Source organism: Ruegeria sp. BF7, assembly GCF_056538605.1.
Window position 1 is genome coordinate 61,269 of record NZ_JBQFTM010000010.1, and the last position, 17,367, is coordinate 78,635.

General features: G+C 59.9%; 19 protein-coding genes. 9 read left to right on the top strand and 10 right to left on the bottom strand.

Annotated features, from left to right (window positions below):
* Positions 1 to 17 precede the first annotated feature (17 nt).
* Complete coding sequence (locus ACR0IK_RS17605; RefSeq protein ID WP_480642505.1) at positions 18 to 698, bottom strand: FkbM family methyltransferase; 681 nt, start codon at positions 696 to 698, stop codon at positions 18 to 20.
* A gap of 211 nt (positions 699 to 909) precedes the next feature.
* On the opposite strand from ACR0IK_RS17605, the gene ACR0IK_RS17610 reads away from it, so the two are divergent.
* From ACR0IK_RS17610 to lpxK, 4 genes are read left to right on the top strand one after another with little or no spacing between them, the layout of a single operon-like run.
* Positions 910 to 2,256 carry a TldD/PmbA family protein gene (locus ACR0IK_RS17610; protein ID WP_480642506.1) on the top strand — a complete coding sequence of 449 codons (1,347 nt, stop codon included), beginning with the start codon at positions 910 to 912 and terminating at the stop codon, positions 2,254 to 2,256.
* Positions 2,243 to 3,043 (top strand): inositol monophosphatase family protein, encoded by an 801-nt coding sequence (locus tag ACR0IK_RS17615; RefSeq protein ID WP_480642508.1) that lies wholly within the window; start codon positions 2,243 to 2,245, stop codon positions 3,041 to 3,043. Before ACR0IK_RS17610 ends, ACR0IK_RS17615 begins: the two co-directional genes overlap by 14 nt.
* Positions 3,040 to 4,275 carry a 3-deoxy-D-manno-octulosonic acid transferase gene (locus ACR0IK_RS17620; protein ID WP_480594054.1) on the top strand — a complete coding sequence of 412 codons (1,236 nt, stop codon included), beginning with the start codon at positions 3,040 to 3,042 and terminating at the stop codon, positions 4,273 to 4,275. Before ACR0IK_RS17615 ends, ACR0IK_RS17620 begins: the two co-directional genes overlap by 4 nt.
* On the top strand, positions 4,262 to 5,260 hold the full coding sequence (lpxK, locus tag ACR0IK_RS17625; RefSeq protein WP_480642572.1) for a tetraacyldisaccharide 4'-kinase: 999 nt from the start codon (positions 4,262 to 4,264) through the stop codon (positions 5,258 to 5,260). Before ACR0IK_RS17620 ends, lpxK begins: the two co-directional genes overlap by 14 nt.
* A gap of 39 nt (positions 5,261 to 5,299) precedes the next feature.
* Here lpxK and ACR0IK_RS17630 read toward each other — a convergent pair whose 3' ends face one another.
* Together ACR0IK_RS17630 and ACR0IK_RS17635 are read right to left on the bottom strand one after the other, a co-directional pair.
* Positions 5,300 to 5,962 (bottom strand): DsbA family protein, encoded by a 663-nt coding sequence (locus tag ACR0IK_RS17630; RefSeq protein WP_480594055.1) that lies wholly within the window; start codon positions 5,960 to 5,962, stop codon positions 5,300 to 5,302.
* A 14-nt stretch (positions 5,963 to 5,976) separates the two neighbouring features.
* Positions 5,977 to 6,483 (bottom strand): DUF721 domain-containing protein, encoded by a 507-nt coding sequence (locus ACR0IK_RS17635; RefSeq protein WP_480642509.1) that lies wholly within the window; start codon positions 6,481 to 6,483, stop codon positions 5,977 to 5,979.
* An 81-nt stretch (positions 6,484 to 6,564) separates the two neighbouring features.
* On the opposite strand from ACR0IK_RS17635, the gene mutY reads away from it, so the two are divergent.
* Together mutY and ACR0IK_RS17645 are read left to right on the top strand one after the other, a co-directional pair.
* Positions 6,565 to 7,620 (top strand): A/G-specific adenine glycosylase, encoded by a 1,056-nt coding sequence (mutY, locus tag ACR0IK_RS17640; protein ID WP_480642510.1) that lies wholly within the window; start codon positions 6,565 to 6,567, stop codon positions 7,618 to 7,620.
* Between the two features lie 59 nt (positions 7,621 to 7,679).
* Positions 7,680 to 8,816, top strand: a complete 1,137-nt coding sequence (locus ACR0IK_RS17645; protein WP_480642511.1) for an alkane 1-monooxygenase — start codon at positions 7,680 to 7,682, stop codon at positions 8,814 to 8,816.
* 78 nt (positions 8,817 to 8,894) lie between these two features.
* On the opposite strand, the gene ACR0IK_RS17650 is transcribed toward ACR0IK_RS17645, so the two are convergent.
* The 4 genes from ACR0IK_RS17650 to ACR0IK_RS17665 all read right to left on the bottom strand — a co-directional run bounded on the left by ACR0IK_RS17650 (position 8,895) and on the right by ACR0IK_RS17665 (position 12,855).
* Positions 8,895 to 10,283, bottom strand: a complete 1,389-nt coding sequence (locus ACR0IK_RS17650; protein ID WP_480594063.1) for an adenylate/guanylate cyclase domain-containing protein — start codon at positions 10,281 to 10,283, stop codon at positions 8,895 to 8,897.
* A gap of 144 nt (positions 10,284 to 10,427) precedes the next feature.
* Positions 10,428 to 11,528: a DNA methyltransferase gene (locus ACR0IK_RS17655; protein ID WP_480642512.1), complete on the bottom strand. Its 1,101-nt coding sequence runs from the start codon at positions 11,526 to 11,528 to the stop codon at positions 10,428 to 10,430.
* Positions 11,529 to 11,635: 107 nt separating this feature from the next.
* Positions 11,636 to 12,253 carry a ribonuclease HII gene (locus tag ACR0IK_RS17660; RefSeq protein ID WP_480594067.1) on the bottom strand — a complete coding sequence of 206 codons (618 nt, stop codon included), beginning with the start codon at positions 12,251 to 12,253 and terminating at the stop codon, positions 11,636 to 11,638.
* Positions 12,254 to 12,363: 110 nt separating this feature from the next.
* The gene (locus tag ACR0IK_RS17665; protein WP_480594069.1) at positions 12,364 to 12,855 is read right to left on the bottom strand and encodes a hypothetical protein; all 492 of its coding nucleotides are present in this window, start codon (positions 12,853 to 12,855) and stop codon (positions 12,364 to 12,366) included.
* 175 nt (positions 12,856 to 13,030) lie between these two features.
* Between ACR0IK_RS17665 and ACR0IK_RS17670 the strand changes: the two genes are divergently transcribed.
* The 3 genes from ACR0IK_RS17670 to ACR0IK_RS17680 all read left to right on the top strand — a co-directional run bounded on the left by ACR0IK_RS17670 (position 13,031) and on the right by ACR0IK_RS17680 (position 15,669).
* A complete protein-coding gene (locus ACR0IK_RS17670) occupies positions 13,031 to 13,318 on the top strand; it encodes a hypothetical protein (protein ID WP_480594071.1) in 288 nt (95 codons plus the stop codon).
* Positions 13,290 to 13,991: a winged helix-turn-helix domain-containing protein gene (locus ACR0IK_RS17675; protein ID WP_480594073.1), complete on the top strand. Its 702-nt coding sequence runs from the start codon at positions 13,290 to 13,292 to the stop codon at positions 13,989 to 13,991. Before ACR0IK_RS17670 ends, ACR0IK_RS17675 begins: the two co-directional genes overlap by 29 nt.
* A gap of 106 nt (positions 13,992 to 14,097) precedes the next feature.
* Positions 14,098 to 15,669 (top strand): DUF427 domain-containing protein, encoded by a 1,572-nt coding sequence (locus ACR0IK_RS17680; protein ID WP_480642573.1) that lies wholly within the window; start codon positions 14,098 to 14,100, stop codon positions 15,667 to 15,669.
* Between the two features lie 69 nt (positions 15,670 to 15,738).
* Here ACR0IK_RS17680 and ACR0IK_RS17685 read toward each other — a convergent pair whose 3' ends face one another.
* Genes ACR0IK_RS17685 through flaF form a run of 3 tightly spaced genes read right to left on the bottom strand, consistent with a single transcriptional unit; the run spans position 15,739 to position 17,302 of the window.
* Positions 15,739 to 16,530: a DUF1217 domain-containing protein gene (locus tag ACR0IK_RS17685; protein ID WP_480642515.1), complete on the bottom strand. Its 792-nt coding sequence runs from the start codon at positions 16,528 to 16,530 to the stop codon at positions 15,739 to 15,741.
* A complete protein-coding gene (gene flbT / locus ACR0IK_RS17690) occupies positions 16,527 to 16,928 on the bottom strand; it encodes a flagellar biosynthesis repressor FlbT (RefSeq protein ID WP_480642516.1) in 402 nt (133 codons plus the stop codon). The genes ACR0IK_RS17685 and flbT overlap by 4 nt, the downstream gene beginning before the upstream one ends.
* Complete coding sequence (flaF, locus tag ACR0IK_RS17695) at positions 16,928 to 17,302, bottom strand: flagellar biosynthesis regulator FlaF (protein WP_480642517.1); 375 nt, start codon at positions 17,300 to 17,302, stop codon at positions 16,928 to 16,930. The genes flbT and flaF overlap by 1 nt, the downstream gene beginning before the upstream one ends.
* Positions 17,303 to 17,367: the final 65 nt, after the last annotated feature.

Below are 17,367 nucleotides of genomic sequence, written 5' to 3' on the forward strand. Positions count from 1 at the left end.
CTTCCCACCAAACAAACCTATCGGCGGCCAATGCGGCGGAACAGAACGGACCCGCCCCGGCTGACACGTTGATCATAGGCAAATCCCAGCGCCGACAAATGATCAAAACAGGCTTTTATCCCTCGAAGGCCGATTTTACGTGTGTGGACTTCTAGGTAAACTTTCTGAACCCGCGCCAGGTTGGCCCCATCGAACAGGTTTTTTTCACCACCTTCGATGTCGACGATCAGAACGTTGGCGTCAAACTCGTCCAGTATTTCTGAAAGGTGCCGCTCGGGCACACTGACCTCTTTGACATAATCTGGCTTGGGGTCCAGGGACGAGGACCAGAAGGGGTCTCGAACGTAAAAGGTAGACATGCCCGGGGTCCGGGAATCGCTCAATGCAACCGCATTCAGCACTTCGACGTTTGATATCCCGTTTGCTGCATGCGCGCGCGAAATGAAATCGCACAGGTTGGGGTTCGCCTCCACACACATGACAGATCGAACACCCAATTGAGTGGCTAGAAAGGAGGAGATAAAGCCTATCCCGGCGCCGAGTTCAACCACGCGGTCGTCTGATTCAATAAACTTGGGAAGGCCTTCAACTTCGTCTTTTTCATAGCGTTGCGCCAGAATGGATCGTTTCACCTGTGGCGTGATGATGCGCGGATCATCCGGAAGTTTGACGCCCCGCAGTAAGTGAAAATCATTCATAAAGTATCCTGCCCGTGTACCCCGAAAACCAGCTTTAAGATTATCGCCTTGCAGGGCAACTTAGATCAAGGTTGCAACCACTGCAGTAGGTTTGATTGGAAATCGGCATTTTTTTCCTCGGCAGTGTGTGTTCGACTTAGGCAAAACAGTCGCAGGTCTTGCGGGTCGGGCAGTCCAAGGCTAGGTCCAATGCATAAAGACCGGAGGCCGCATGACCCAAATACCCGAAGAGATCAGCCAATCCCTGTTGGATGCGGCCCGCGCAGCCGGGGCGGATGCGGCGGATGCCATCGTGATCGACGGCTCTTCGGTCTCGGTCGAGGTACGGGGCGGCGCGCTGGAACATGCCGAGCGTTCGGAAGGGACCGACCTGGGCCTGCGGGTGTTTCTGGGCCAGCGGCAGGCGATCGTGTCCAGTTCGGACAGTCGCCCGGAAACCCTGACCGCGATGGCCGAACGCGCCGTGGCCATGGCGCGAGAAGCGCCAGAGGACCCATTTACCGGGTTGGCCGGCGCGGAACAGCTGGCCAAGGGCTGGGACTTGGCCGCGCTGGAATTGTTCGATCCCTCACCGGAACCGGCAGCCGAGGACCTGTTGCACGATGCACTGGCCGCCGAGGCCGCAGCGCTGTCGGTACAGGGGGTCTCGCAGGTTTCCGACGCGGCGGCGGGTTATGGCACGCATCGCGTCCATCTGGCGGCGACCAACGGGTTTTCCGGCGGCTACGTCCGCAGCAGCCGCTCGACCTCTTGCGTGGCGATCTCAGGCCAAGGCACCGGGATGGAGCGCGATTATGACGGTGACAGCCGTACTTTCCAGAACGACCTGCGCAACCCCGAAGAGATTGGCCGTACTGCAGGCAAACGTGCCGTGTCGCTGGTGGGCGCGCAAAAACCCGCTACCGGCACCTTTCCAGTGCTGTTTGACGAACGCATCTCATCCTCGCTGATCGGCCACCTGCTGGCGGCCAGCAACGGGGCCGCCATTGCGCGGGGCGCTTCTTGGCTGAAGGATTGTCTGGGCGAACAGGTCCTGCCCGAGCATCTGTCGCTGATCGAAGACCCGCACCGTCCGCGTATTGCAGGCTCACGTCCTTTCGATGCCGAGGGGCTGGCGACCCGGCGTCGTGCGATTGTTGAAAACGGCATTCTAACCAGCTGGACTTTGGACCTGTCCAGCGCACGCAAGCTGGACATGACATCAACCGGCAATGCAGCACGCGGCGTGTCCGGGCCGCCTTCACCCAGCAACTGGAATCTGAGCCTGACACAAGGCACCCAATCCCGCGAAGACCTGCTGCGTGACATGGGTACCGGGCTGCTGGTGACCTCGATGATCGGTTCTACCATCAACCCCAACACGGGTGACTATTCGCGCGGCGCCTCGGGGTTCTGGGTGGAAAACGGAGAGATCACCCATCCAGTGAATGAATGCACCATCGCCGGGAACCTGCGCGATATGCTGAAACGGATCATCCCGGCAAACGATGCGCGGCCCTACCTGTCGCGAGTAGTGCCCTCGGTGCTGATCGAAGGAATGACACTTGCCGGCAGCTGACCTGCACCTTCTGATCGACGCCGCACTTGAGGCTGGAAAAATCGCCACCCGATTCTCGGGCACTACGGCGCAGCGTTGGGACAAGCCCGGTGGAGCAGGTCCGGTGACCGAGGCCGATCTGGCCGTCAACGCCATGCTGGAACAGCGCCTGCCCTCGGCCCGACCCGGCTATGGCTGGCTGAGCGAAGAGACAGAGGATTCCTCGGATCGGCTGACGCGAGACCGGGTGTTCATCATCGACCCGATCGACGGCACGCGCAGCTTTGCCGAAGGGTCCCGCACCTGGGCACATTCGCTTGCCGTCGCCGAAGGGGGCGAAGTCACTGCCGCAGTGATTTACCTACCGAAGCGTGACCTTCTTTATGCCGCGGCCAAAGGCGAAGGGGCCACCCTGAACGGCGCATCGATCCGGGTGTCCAGAGTCTCGAAAATAGAAACGGCCGAGGTTCTGGCCGCCAAACCCAATCTGGACCCGCGCCATTGGCTGCACGGTCAGGCGCCTGAATTCAAACGGGTCTATCGCCCTTCGCTGGCTTATCGCATGGCCGTTGTCGGCCAAGGGCGGTTTGATGGGATGCTGACGCTCAGACCCAGCTGGGAATGGGATATTGCCGCCGGAGACCTGATCATCCGCGAGGCGGGCGGCATCTGTACGGATCAACTGGGCCAGCCCTTGCGGTTCAACAACGCGCACCCGCGCCTGAACGGCGTAATCGCGGCAGGCCCGGCGCTTCATGATGCCTTGCGGGCTCGGCTAGACCGGGACAGCACTGGTATCCGCCCATGAGCAAGCCGCGCTCTCTTAGCCTGGCTGCGTATCGGGTCCTGTCCTGGGGCGTGCCGAACACGGCAAGCCACCCCGACCTGCCCCGCCCCGAAGGCGAGCTGATCTGGGTCCATATCAGCGTACAGAACCGCCAGCGTGCGGTGATTGATTTCTGCCGCAGACTGCAACAGGCCCGCCCCACGCTGAATGTGTTATTGACGGCACCGCCCGAGGCCGATCTGCAGCGCTGGGATCAGGGTGACTACCCGCTTGTGAACCTGCCTCTGGAACAGACCGGCGCCGCGCGCGCATTTCTGGAACACTGGAATCCCGATATCGGCCTCTGGGTCGGGGGTGGGCTGATGCCCAACGTCATCACCCGCGCCGAGGAACACGGCATTCCCCTGATCCTGATTGAGGCGCAGATCGACATCAAGGTCGCGCGTGGGGCACGATGGCTGCCTGATATCACCCGCTATACGCTGGATTGTTTCCAATCGATCCTTACCAAAACCTCCGAAACAGCCCGAACGATCCGCCGCCTTGGTGTCGCCTCGGACAAGGTCGGTGAGTCCCCGCCCCTGCATGTCAGCCCAAACCCGAGACCCTGGCCCGAAGACGAGTTGATCGAAACAAACCATGCCCTGGCAGGGCGACTGGTTTGGCTTGCGGCCAACGTATTGGACAAGGAATTCATATCGGTGCTCAGCGCCCACCGTCAGGCGATGCGAATCCTGCCCAGACTGACGATGGTGCTGCATGTCGCGGACACAGCTGAAGCCAAGCCATTGCAAAGGCGACTGGAATCCATGGACCTGCGCTGTGCCAACTGGGATACCGACGGGCAGATCGAAGATACCACGCAGGTGATCCTTTCGGCCGAACCCGAAGACCTGGGCCTGTGGTACCGGATATCGCCTGTCACGTTCATGGGCAGCTCGATGGAGCGCGGTGCGGGCGGGTACGATCCGCTTGTCGCCGCGGCCCTCGGCTCGTCCATCATCCACGGGCCGTTTGTTCATGGACATCAGCAGATATACGATCAGCTGGATCGTGCTGACGCTGCGCGCATGGTCAAAACCGCAACCGAGTTGGGTGACGCAGTGGTCGAGATGCTGTCGCCAGATCGCGCTGCGGACATGGCGCTGGCGGGGTGGCAAATTGTTTCCGAAGGCGCACCACAGACGGATCAGCTGATCGATATGGTACAAGACTTTCTGGATCAGCGGGGGACAGATGATGCGCGCACCTGATTTCTGGAACACCGCACCAGACCGGCTGGATTATCGCGCCAGACTGCTGGCGCCGCTGGGGCGCATCTATGCGGCAGCAACCGCCCGCCGGGTAGCGTCAGATACCGGTGTCAGACCCGGGGTACCGGTGATCTGCGTCGGCAACCTGAACGCGGGCGGCACCGGCAAGACCCCCACCGTAATCTGGACGATCGAACAGTTGCGCGACGCCTGGCACCAAACCCATGTGGTCACGCGCGGCCATGGCGGCTCATTGGAAGGGCCCGTGCGCGTTGATCCTGCCAAACACAGCGCCGCTCAAGTCGGAGATGAACCGCTATTGCTGGCCGCATTCGCCGAGGTCTGGGTGGCCAAGGACCGCGCCGCCGGAGCCCGCGCCGCCGCAGAAGACGGGGCAACCGTGATCGTGCTGGACGACGGGTTTCAGAACCCTTCGGTCGCCAAGGACTTCTCGATCATCGTGGTGGACGCGGCGCGCGGCTTTGGCAATGGCCTCTGCCTGCCTGCCGGCCCCCTGCGCGAGCCCGTTGATATCGGACTGCAACGTGCCGATCTGGTGCTTTCACTGGGGGATGCGGAATCTCAGGTGCAATTCTCCAACCGTTGGGACGCGGCCCTGACGGTGCCCCACGCCACCGGTGAGGTCGCACCCTTGCAGACCGGTATGGATTGGGCCGACACGCCCGTTCTGGCCTTTGCAGGCATCGGGCATCCGGAAAAGTTCTTTCGCACGCTGCGCCAGCAAGGCGCAAAGCTGCTGCGGGCCGAGGCGCTGGACGATCACCAACCGCTGCCCCCGGCCCTGATGACGCGACTGGATAACGAGGCGCGGCTATTGGGTGCGCAGATGGTGACAACGGAAAAAGACGCCGTGCGCCTGCCCGCCGCATTCCGCAGCAAGGTTCTTACGTTACCTGTTCGTCTGAAAGTGGATGAAGCCGACAAGATCCGGCAGATGCTGCTGCAGATCGCCCCGTCACCGTGATTGGCGACCGGCCCGAATTGAGCCGGTCGCAGCAGGCAGTTAGCTGCCCAGTTCTTCTTCGATCAGCTTCTTGAAATCGGGATAGGACATGTTGTCGACCTTCTTGCCGTTCACGATGAACGAAGGCGTTGCCTGAATGCCGTCCCGCTCGGCGTTTTCCTGATACCAGGCCACCAGAGTCTGAGCGCGGGTGCCGTCCTGCAGGCAGGCCTCAAGCTGGTCGTTGTCAATACCGGCCAGGCGGCCGATCTTGCGCAGCTCGTCCACGATCTCGGCCGGGCCACCGGCTTTGACCCACTCGGACTGGCCTTCAAAGATCAGATCGGAAATGCCAAAGAACTTTTCGGGGCCGCCACAGCGCGCCACCATCGAGGCCCACAGGCCATAGCGGTCGAAATACACCTCGCGGTAGGTGAATTTGACCTTGCCGGTGTCGATGAAGTCCTTCTTCATCTGCTTGTACGCGCCCAGATGGAAAGTGGCGCAATGGGGGCAGGTGTAGGACGCATATTCGATGATCTCGACCGGCGCATCCTCGGCGCCCTGCACCATCTCGACGATGGTCGAGGTGTCCAGATCAGCCTCTTGCGCCTCGGCACTGCCGACCAGCGGGTAAGACGGAGAGGAATTTGACAGCGACAGCCAATAGCCGCCTGCGGCGATGGCGACCGCCGCGCAGATTCCAGTTGCGATACGGCTCATTTCTTAGCCCTTTCTCAGCGTTTTTGCTTGGATAAAACGTTACGGCCCAGACGTTCAAGGGCCGCGCGCAATTCACCATCGTGAACGTCGCGTGCGGTCCGGCCTGCCTCGGCTGCAATCTCTGGGTCAATCTTGGGTTTCGCCGGTTTCGGTTTATGGTCGAAACTGGCCTGCCCCTCGGCAAATCCGGTCGGAGCGGTCTGGGTGATGCGTACTCGGCTGATGGCGTTATAGCCGTACACCGCGTTCACCTTGCCGCGCAGCTGTTCCTTCTGCATCTCAAGCATCGGGGCCTGCGGGCCAGTGGTCAGAACGGTCAGCGTCGCGCCGATCCCTTCCCTGCCATAGCCCACCTTTACGGGTCGCGCGATAGAGGCCAGGTCCTGACCTACGATTTCGGCCCAGTGGGTCAACAGGCGCGACACAGCAAAGCCCCGGCTTTCCCCGGCGCGCCGAATCTGACCGTTCAGCAATGTCGCGGTGCGTTTGAACCCGCGGGTCGAAGAACGTCTGCGTTGCATCTGGTTTCCAACTCCTGCGCCGCTATTGTAAAGGGCGTGACACCGGGCGCCAGCGAAACCCGACAGGGAGATAGATAAAACTTGCGTGACTCTATTCAACAGGACCTGAGCGGTGCTCTGCTTGACTGGTACGACCGCCACGCCCGCGAAATGCCCTGGCGCATCGGCCCGGCAGATCGGGTCGCAGGGGTGATACCCGACCCTTATCGCATCTGGCTTTCCGAAGTGATGCTGCAGCAGACAACCGTGGCCGCCGTGCGCGACTATTTCAACCGATTCACATCGCGTTGGCCCACGGTTCAGGCACTGGCCGCAGCCCCGGACGACCAAGTCATGGGCGAATGGGCCGGGCTGGGCTACTACGCCCGCGCCCGCAACCTGCTGAAATGCGCACGGGTTTTGACTGACGTTCACGGTGGTGTCTTCCCCGACAGCTATGACGCGCTACTGAAACTGCCCGGCATCGGCCCCTATACCGCCGCGGCCATTTCGGCGATTGCCTTCGACCGACCCGAGACGGTGCTGGACGGCAATGTCGAACGGGTCATGGCCCGCCTTTACGACCTCCACGATCCCCTGCCCGGTTCGAAACCGTTGCTCAGGGAAAAAGCCGCCGCGCTGACGCCAGACACGCGGCCAGGGGACTATGCGCAGGCGGTGATGGATCTGGGGGCCACGATCTGCACGCCGAAATCTCCGGCCTGTGGTATTTGCCCGCTGCGCGATCCCTGTCAGGCCCGCGCAGCTGGAACGCAGTCCGACTTGCCACAGAAAACACCCAAAAAGCCCAAGCCCACGCGGTACGGTCATGTCTATATCGCACAAAGCGACAACGGCGCCGTGCTGCTGGAACGCCGCCCTGACAAAGGGTTACTGGGCGGGATGCTGGGATGGCCCGGCTCGGGCTGGTCTGACACACCGGAGGAAACGCCCCCGTTTGAGGCGGATTGGCAAATGCTGTCTGGTGAGGTGCGACACACATTCACACATTTCCACCTGACCCTTCGTATCTGGACGGCTCCGCTGCCAGCCGGACGCACGCCCGAAGGCCTGATCCTACTGGATAAGCACGCCTTCCGTCCTGGCGACCTGCCGACCGTAATGCGCAAGGCGCACGACCTGTGGCGCAACCGATAGCCCATTGAACGCCCCGTCGGACTGTGCCTAGTCTATGCGCAATCGTTCGGAGCCCCACCATGACCGCAACCCAGTCCCTGTCTCGCTGGCAATCGGCCCTGCCCTTCTGGATCTCGTTCCTGTTGATCCCGATTATCTGGGCAACGGCGACGGCTGGCAGCTGGTGGGTCCTGCTTATCCCGATGTCGACATGGTGGGCCTTTGCCGTGCTGGACCGCCTGACCGGGCTGGACCTGAGTAACGCCGACCCCGACACGCCAGACCGCGCGCTGCGCTGGTATATCCTGCTAACTAAAGCTTGGGTTCCTTTGCAGTTCCTGACCCTGTACGGGCTGATCTGGTACGCTACCCATACCGACCACCTGTCCACGCCGGCCAAGTTCGGGTTGTTCTTCGGCATGGGCACCATCTCGGGCACAATTGGTATCAACTACAGCCACGAATTGATGCACCAAAAGGGTCGGCTCGAGCGTTGGCTGGGCGATATCCTTCTTGCGATGGTGCTGTATTCGCACTTTCGCTCCGAACACCTGCTGGTTCATCACCGCTATGTCGGCACCCCGCGCGACCCGGTTACCGCGCGCTATAACGAAGGCTTCCACCGCTTCTATCCCCGCGTCCTGAAACAATGCCTCGTCTCTGCTTTCCGGGCCGAGCGCGAAAAACTGGCCCGCAAGGATCGCCACTGGACCGACTCTTCCAACCCCTTCTGGCGATATTGGGCTCTGCAAGGCGCGATGCTTGCCCTTGCCCTAGCGATCGGAGGCCTGTCTGGACTCGCCCTGTTTCTGATTCAAGCGGGTACTGCGATCTGGCAGCTGGAACTGGTCAACTATGTCGAACATTACGGTCTGACCCGCAAACATCTGGGTCAGGGCAAATACGAGCATGTCCTGCCGCGCCATTCCTGGAACGCCTCGCAGAAGGCGTCGAACTGGCTGCTGATCAACCTGCAGCGGCACTCGGACCACCACTACAAACCGAACCGCCGGTTTCCGCTGCTGCAGCACCACTCCGAAGATGCCGCGCCGCAACTGCCCTACGGTTATCCGGTGATGACCGTCGCCGCGATGGTCCCGCCTCTCTGGCGCCGGGTCATGAATCCCCGCGTTCGAGCCTGGCGCCTCCAATACTACCCAGAGGTCGCCGACTGGGCACCCTACAACCGCGCAGAAAACCCCTTACCTCAACCCTGACCGCAGCGCGCGCCAGCGCGCTGCCCGGCCCAACGATCCGTCTTGAATCTCTGATGCAGGGTAGATCGGCGGGAGCGCCTACTCTGCCATCACCCACACGTCCATCGGATTCTCCACCCCCCGGACCGCTTGCTTTTCGTGTTCGGCAAACCCGGCCATCACCTCCGGCACGCTGGCGCCTTCCTTCTGCAACTGGCTCCGCACCGAGTCGCTGATGATCACCTTCGCCTTAAAACCACGGGTCAGCGCTTCCAGTTTGGCGGCCACATTCACCGCATCCCCGATCACCGCAAATTCCAGCCGATTGGCCCCGATATCACCCAGAACCACTGCACCAAAATGGACCCCGATCCCGACGCTGATTTCGGGCTCTCCCGCCCGGCGGCGCTCAATGTTCCACCGGTCGATCACCGCAACCATTGCCCGGGCACAGGCCACCGCGTTGCTCGCATCCGATGGCGTTGGCACCGGAGTTCCAAAGGTCGCCATCAGCCCGTCACCCAGATATTTATCCAGCGTACCGTGGTGCCGAAACACCTCAGCCTCCATCCGGGCATGGAAACCGCGCAGAACCTCGATAACCTCATAGGGATCGCGCCCGGCAGCATATTTGGTGAACCCCACAATATCGATGAACAGCACCGCAATATCTTCCTTACGCACCTGCTTGAGCGGCTCGTCATTCTGACTGAGTTCATCCACAACATTCGGTGAGAAGTACCGCGACAGGTTCGCCCTTTCGCGCTCCAACCCCGCATTTGTCATCAGCAACCGGTTGAGCCGCCGCATCGACACGCCCAGCGTCACCGCAACCATCATGAATACGACTACTTCCTGGATGCGTTGGGTGGGCATGAAACTGTTGGGGTCCAACAACTCAGCCACATCCGGATAGCCGGTCAAAGCCTCCGCCACACGTTCGCTGAGCCCAGGCATCGGCATCGCAACCCACCAGGCGATGATCCACCCTGCGGTCCACATCCCCGCTGTCCATGATCCTATCGCAATCACCGTGCGCCAGGAATACGCCAGCGTTCCGGCCGCCAGAATGATGAAGAAATACTGGAAGTTATCGAACCGGTACTGCATTGCCAGCGGCCGCACATCGTCGCTGAACGGATTGGGCACAATCATTGCCGTGGTCATGATCAGCAGGTCTGCAAAAATTAGCAACAACTCGGTCCGCGATTGCCCAACACGGCCCGCCCGACGGATCAACCAACCGTTTGCGCATATCAGCAGCAGGATGAAGTGATACCACATCACATCCCATTGTGGATTGAGGTAAATCAGCAGCACACCGGTGAGTCCCATCGCGATCCAACGGGCGCGGACGGCAAGCTCAAGCCCCTCGCGCTTGTGTCTTTCCAGCGCGGCTTCCGTGTATTTGTTCTCCAGATCAAACCTGTCCGGGCGGGTCACAAAGAACCGGTCAAAGCGGGATTGGCTGGCAATGGTATCAGACATCGCTGAGGCTCCTTCACTGTGCCGCAGGATACAACAGGCGCGGATTGAGACCAGACACCCGGAAAACAAAAGACCCCGCCGAAATCGGCGGGGCAAGGCTTAGTGCCTTGTGTCAGGCCACAGGCACCGGCGGTATTGGTGAAATCAATTCATCTCGGCCCGGATTTGCTGGCGCAGAACGTCGATCGGTACGGTCTTGCCGTCGCGCTTAAAACACCAGTAGGTCCAACCGTTGCAGGACGGAGCATTCTCGAGATGCGCTCCAACCTGATGGATCGAGCCCTTGACGTTGTCGCCCACCAGCGTGCCATCGGCGCGGACCTTGGCCTTGTGGCGCCGGTTCATCGAAAAAAGCTCCTCGCCCGGGCGCAGCATCCCGCGTTCGACCAGTTGGCCAAAGGGGACGCGCGGCTCGGCGCGTTTGCTGGCGCTGACTTCCAGCGCCTCACGGTCGAATTTGCGAACTTTGGAGATGCGTTTTGCAGCCACTTTGCGATAGCTTTCCTCGCGCTCGATCCCGATGAATTCGCGGCCCAGCATTTTGGCAACGGCGCCTGTTGTCCCGGTGCCAAAGAACGGGTCCAGAATAACATCGCCCGGATTGGTCGAACCAATCAACACGCGATGCAGCAGCGACTCCGGCTTCTGCGTCGGATGCGCCTTGTCGCCGTTTTCATCCTTCAGGCGTTCATGCCCGGTGCAGATCGGCAGCACCCAGTCGCTGCGCATCTGAACACCTTCGTTCAGCGCCTTCAACGCTTCGTAGTTGAACGTGTACTTCGCACCTTCGCGTTTCGACGCCCAGATCATCGTCTCATGCGCATTGGTGAATCTCTTACCGCGGAAATTCGGCATCGGGTTCGACTTGCGCCACACGACGTCATTCAAAATCCAGTAGCCCGCATCCTGTAAGGCCGAACCCACACGGAAGATGTTGTGGTATGAGCCGATAACCCAGATCGCACCATTCGGCTTGAGCAGACGATGCGCCGCTTTCAACCACTCGCGGGTGAACTGGTCATACGCGCCAAAGCTGCTGAACTGATCCCAGTGATCATCGACCGCGTCTACCTGGCTGTTATCGGGGCGATGCAACTGGCCTTTCAGCTGCAGGTTATAGGGCGGATCCGCAAAGATCAGGTCCACCGACGCCTCGGGCAGACTGTTCATCACATCGATGCAGTCCCCGGAAAGAATCGTGTTTAAAGGGAGCGCTTTTGCGCCCTTTTTGGTGGTTGTTGTCATTTTACTGCCTCAAGTATCCACGGCGCTTTTGCGCTCATTTGGTTGAGACAAGGATGAGTCAAAGACGATTCGCCGTCAATTTCTTTTTTGAATCAGCAACTTACAATTTACTCTTGATACAAGATATTGTGGACCGGCTTGAACGAACGTCTATGGTGTGGGGTCACACCAAGATTTTGCAGTGCGTCCTTGTGTTGTTTCGACGGATAACCTGCGTTTGTCTCCCATCCATAGCCCGGATGCTGTTGCGCCAAATCCACCATCAGTTGATCGCGCCAATTTTTTGCGACAATCGAAGCAGCTGCGATCGACACCGAATGCGCATCACCTTTCACCACCGCCTGCGCTGGAATCGTTAACCCGTGCGGTATCAGGTTCCCATCGATCAGCAGGTAATCCGGCGGCGGGTCCAATGTCGCGACCGCGCGTTCCATCGCCAAGTGCGAGGCGCGCAAGATGTTGTGTTCGTCGATCTCTGCCACCGTGGCCTCAGCCACCGCGATCTCGGCTCGGCCGCGCAAGCTGGCCTCCAGCGCGGCGCGGCGCTTGGCAGTCAGCTTCTTGGAATCGTTCAACCCTTCGGGGATGTCTTCAGGGTTCAGGATCACGGCGGCCGCCACCACCGGCCCGGCCAGCGGCCCGCGGCCAACCTCATCCACGCCTGCGATCCGAAGGTACCCTTGCCTCGCGGCGGCTTTTTCAATTTCATAATCTGGTTTCGTCATGCCTTCGGAAAACCGCGTTTCACCGCTCATCGCAAGAAAAAAGAGAGGGCAGCTTGCGCCACCCTCTCCCTGCACGGCGCTTCTGTGGCGCCGCTCCTGCTCGAAAATCGTTACTTGTAACTCACCCGGTATCCGTTCTGACGCAGGCAGCCTGGGTGGTACGCCCGCTTGACCTTTTTGCCATTCCAGAACCTGACCTTGCACTGGTCCGGCAGGCTATTGCTGTATTTGTAATACTTGCTCAGGCAGTTCTTGCCCAACAGCGGTTGATCGGGCGAGAACCCATGGAAGGTGCGCAAGCATCGTTGCGGCAAGCTATAGCGCGCAACCCGTTCCGGCAGCGGGCGCACATTATGCGGCCTGTGTTTTGGCTTTGTGTGCACGTGGTTTTGGGGTGCCTTATATATGTGATTGTAGTTATTCGTAACGGTGTTCTTTTTTTTGTTTTCGTCGTTGAAGTGCTTTACCGCGACACCAAGCAGTGCGATGGCCGCCAATCCACCCAGGATATCTTCGACATCGGCTGCCCGCGCCTGCGACGCCGAAATTCCGGTGATGGCAACCGCAGAGGCCACAATCAGGGCTATGAACTTCTTATGCATGGTGCTTGTCCTTCAGTAGTCTCAGGGGCCCGGTGGCGGGCCATGTGCTCGATGCCCTGACACTGGGTCCTCCCTGCCCAGACAAGCAATAACGGCCCCCTGTTATCCGATATCAGGCCGGCCAAACCCCTTGGGTTATTGAATATCGCACCGACCCATGCGCAGGATGCGGCCTATGAAACATATCCTCTCTTCTCTGGCCCTGCTGGCCCTGATATCGCTTGGCTCTGCTGCCGCGGCGGCCGATTGTTATGCCGATTACAAGGCCAAACGGGACAATCCGCTACGCCTGCACTATGGCGTCATGCAGGTTTCGGCCTGCGACAAGGGGCAGGCAAAACGTGAAGTCGCCCAGCGCCTCAAGGGCTCAGGGTGGACCCTGCTGAACGTCATGTCCGTGTTCGGACCGGAAGGATTGGATAAAAGGAAGGCAAATGCCGGACAATTCTATCTCCGTTACTGAGGCCCGCCGATCCGGTGTCAGATTGGTCGGCGCGGGCATCGCGGCGATCGTGTTGATTCTGGTGACGGCGGCGATCTTCCTGTTCTGGACACTGCCCGATGCCAACGCCTTCAACGCGCGGGTCGAGCGGTTGTTCATCGAAAGCGACCTGACCTCGCAGACGGAAATCCGCCTGCTTGAGATTCTGGCGCAATCCGGCACCGCCTTTGCCGACACGCTGTCCAGCTATCGGATGGTGATCTTCGTATTGCTGGTCTTTGCCTCCGCCATGCTGGTGACGGCGCTGGTGTTTCTGGTGATGCTGGTGTTGCTGAACCGGCGCATGGCCCAGATCGAGCGCACCGGTATTCAGGTGACCTCATTGCTGATCAGCCGCGAGGAAAACACCGTCTACCTGAACAATATGGATTTCAAACTGACCCCGGCGGCGATGGAAACCCTGTCTGTGCTGGCTGAATCCCGTCTGGATGACGAGGTCCTCTCGGGCGTACAGATCGAGGCGATGATTTCCGGCAAGGACGCCTCGGAATGTGACGAGGCCGCAGGCGCCACCCGGATCAAACGGCTGCGCGATGCCTTGGGCAACCAGATAGTCAGCGAGTTGCTGGTCAAGAATATCGCCAAAAAGGGCTATATGCTGTCGATCGAAAAAGACGTGATTCAAATGATCTGATACGGCGGCCTCGCACAGGGCACGTGCGGTAAAAAACCGGTTACACCCCTTGGAATGCAACCGTCAAAGCCCCATCCTGTAAAGACTCGCGTCAGGGAGTCTGATGATGAATGTGCACACCACCCCAAAGACCAAAGGTTACGGCATCTCGGTCGAAGAGCTGACCGGGCGGGTTGCGATTTACCGCGATGACACCCTTTTGGCCGAAAGCACCAACGCCAAAGTCATGTATGAAACGCGACTGCCGGCAACGATCTATATTCCGCGCGATGACGTCTGCATCAATCTTGGCGACGAAACCGAATTGCAGACCTTCTGCCCCTTCAAGGGAACCGCGACCTATCACGATGTCATATTGGATGGTCAACGGCTGGCCAATTCCGTCTGGGCCTATGAGGACGCTCTGCCCGAAAGCGCTGCCATTCAAGGCCATATCGGCTTCATGCCCGCAGCCTATACGCGGATCGATCTGGGCGAGAACAATCTGCGCGATCCCGAAGATGGCAATATCAGCGGGCCTTTGATTGACTGGCTGATGCGCGGCGCGTCCGAGAACCAAACCCCTGAAGCCTTTACCAAAGCCCTGGCAGAGAAAATGCTGGAACACGGGATCGCCATCCAGCGGCTCAGCATTCTGGCCTGGTCGCTGCATCCGCTGATCGCAGGCAAACACTATATCTGGGAAAAGGGCGAGGCCGAGATCTCGACCAATGTGCCCACCTATGAAATCCACGACCATCCGGCCTATATCAATAGCCCCCTGCGTCACGTGTCGAACGGGCTGGGCGGGGTACGCCAGCGGCTGAACGACAAAAACCCGCAAAACAGCTTTCCGATCATGGAAGACTTGCGCGCTAAGGGGGCAACCGATTACGTCGCCATGCCGTTACCGTTCTCGGACGGGCGAACCAACGTTCTGACCCTGACTTGCGACCATCCGGAAGGGTTCACCACCGAAAATCTGGGGCTGGTGTTCGAGTGCTCCTCGGTCATTGCCCGGTTTTACGAGGTCTTCATGCAGCGCGAAAATGCGCAGGTTCTGCTGGAGACTTACGTGGGCAAACGCTCAGGCGCGCGCGTTCTGGGGGGTGAAATCCGGCGCGGGGACGGAGACGAGATCGACGCCGCAATCATGTTCTGCGACCTGCGCAATTCCACGAGTCTGGAAGAGCAGCTCGGCCGCGCCGCCTATATCAACCTGTTGAACGAGTTTTTTGAGACCGTGTCTGGCATCGTGCATGACAATGGCGGAGAAGTCCTCAAATTTATCGGCGACGCTGTGCTGGCGGTGTTCCCGGCCGGAGACGACTCGGATTCGGCGCGTTGGAATGCCCAGCGCTCAGCCATCGAAATTGTCGAAAATCTGGGCGAGCTGCGCCTATCCGGGTCTGACACTCATTGCGATTGCTCGATCGGTGTCGCCTATGGTCGGGTCACCTATGGCAATGTCGGATCACGCGAACGGCTGGATTTCACCGTCATCGGACAGGCCGCAAACGTGGCGGCCCGATTGGGAGAATATGGCAAAAAGGTCGGTCACCGTATTGTCGTCTCGGCCGATATTCAGCCGGCTTGTGCCAATGCGTTGCCGCTGGGGGAAGTCAAACTGCACAACGTGTCCCAGCCGGTCACATCCTTTGCCCTGAGAACCTCAGCAGATGCGGTTTTGAGCAGCTAGCGTATTTTTGGACGGGCATTGCGATCGGACGAAGACCGACCGGGTTAGGTGCCGGACCCTTTTTCGCCGTCACGCCCCAAGCAGGATCAACGCGGTTTGAGCGGGTGAAATCGTGCTCTGCAACTGTGCAATCTGGCTGCGGGCAAGATACCGGTCGGTCAGCTGCGCCACCGCCGTCTCATCCGTAAACTGCGACAGATCATCCGACCCGGTCACATCCGACAGCCGGTCTTTGAACACCTTAAGCTGCCGGTCGATATCCAGCTGGGCAAAGCTGGACGGCAGGCCAAGCGCTGTTTCCATCATGCTGCGCAGCGGCGGCAGACTCATCAGATCGAACCACTTGGTGTCCGCACTTCCGCTTTGCCCGGCCAGATCGACCAGAGCGTGCTGCGCATACAGCGCAACACGCATGGTTTCGTCGGACTCGCCCACCGCGATTTCGAACCGCGACACGTCGTTGTCGCGCGCAATATCTTCCATGAACGTCGCCAACCCCGTCCGGCGTATTTCCCCCGGCCCAAGACCGAAGGCTTCGGAAAACTCCCGATACCTGCCGTCCGACAGCCGGTTTGACAGCGCATCATCGGCACTGGTGCCATCGGACAGCACCTTCTGGATGAAGTAGCGATTATTGATATCGTCTTCCAAACCGAAGGCGCCCAGGGCGACCTGCAACAAGCGGCGGTCCGACACCAAATCCTCAGCCGTTTGCACCTTGCCGATATTTTCCAGAAAATACTGCCTCTCCCTCTCATTGACGGATGACGAGGAGAAGCTGTCGAGTTGCGCCTCGTAGGTGCGCTGCAGAAACCGCCAGCCCACCAAACCGCCCGTAGGAATGACAGGCTGGAATGTCATTGCTGATACGCCATCAAGCGTTCTTCGCGCGGCAACAATGCGCGCAGCGATTTCAGACACTTGTAGTATTGCTCGGCCAACAGGGCCTCGGTCGCCTCTGACAGAACGCGGCGGCTGTCCGCGTCGGTGAAGACCTGGCTCAGCTCTTCGACACGGCGCAGCAGCTGCTGACGGGCGCGATCAGGCTCTGCATCGCCGGACAACACAAGCTGCGCGGCGTAACAGACCCGCCTGACCGGGGTGTTTACCTCATCCGGGTGGATGGCGTCCCGCAGACGCAGGACGTTGGCATCGGGCGTCATGATCGAGAACCGGCTGCGACGATCCCCGTTTTCAACAACCACACCGTTGATCAGCACTCTCTCTTTCGGTGCCAGCTTCAAAACCAGCCCACCCATCACGTGGCCCCCATTTGCCGCAGGCCGCGCAATACGGCCATGTTGATCTCAAGCAGAGGCTCCACGGTCGCTTTGTTGCCCAGAACCTGGCTGCTGTGCTGCTCGGTGAACTCGGCCAGATAGAAAATCCGGGCCCGCAACTCGTTGGGCAAGGCATTGTCTGAATCCGTGACACCGCTGGCCAGAACGGTCCAAAGACGGCGATTTTCGTGCAGTGCCTGAACGAACCCGCCAAAATCCGATTTTTGCCGGGCGGCGGCAGCCTTGAGCCGATGCGTGATCTTTGAAATCGCCTCGTACTCGGTGTCGCGCGGTGTGCGTGTGGGCGCGGAGGTCTGCCCATAGGCTCGCTGTGCAAGAGTGTGCGGTGTCACTTGAAATCCTTCCAATAGTCCGTCTTTTGGCGATCAGGGCCGGGGCGCATTTCCACGCCCCAGCC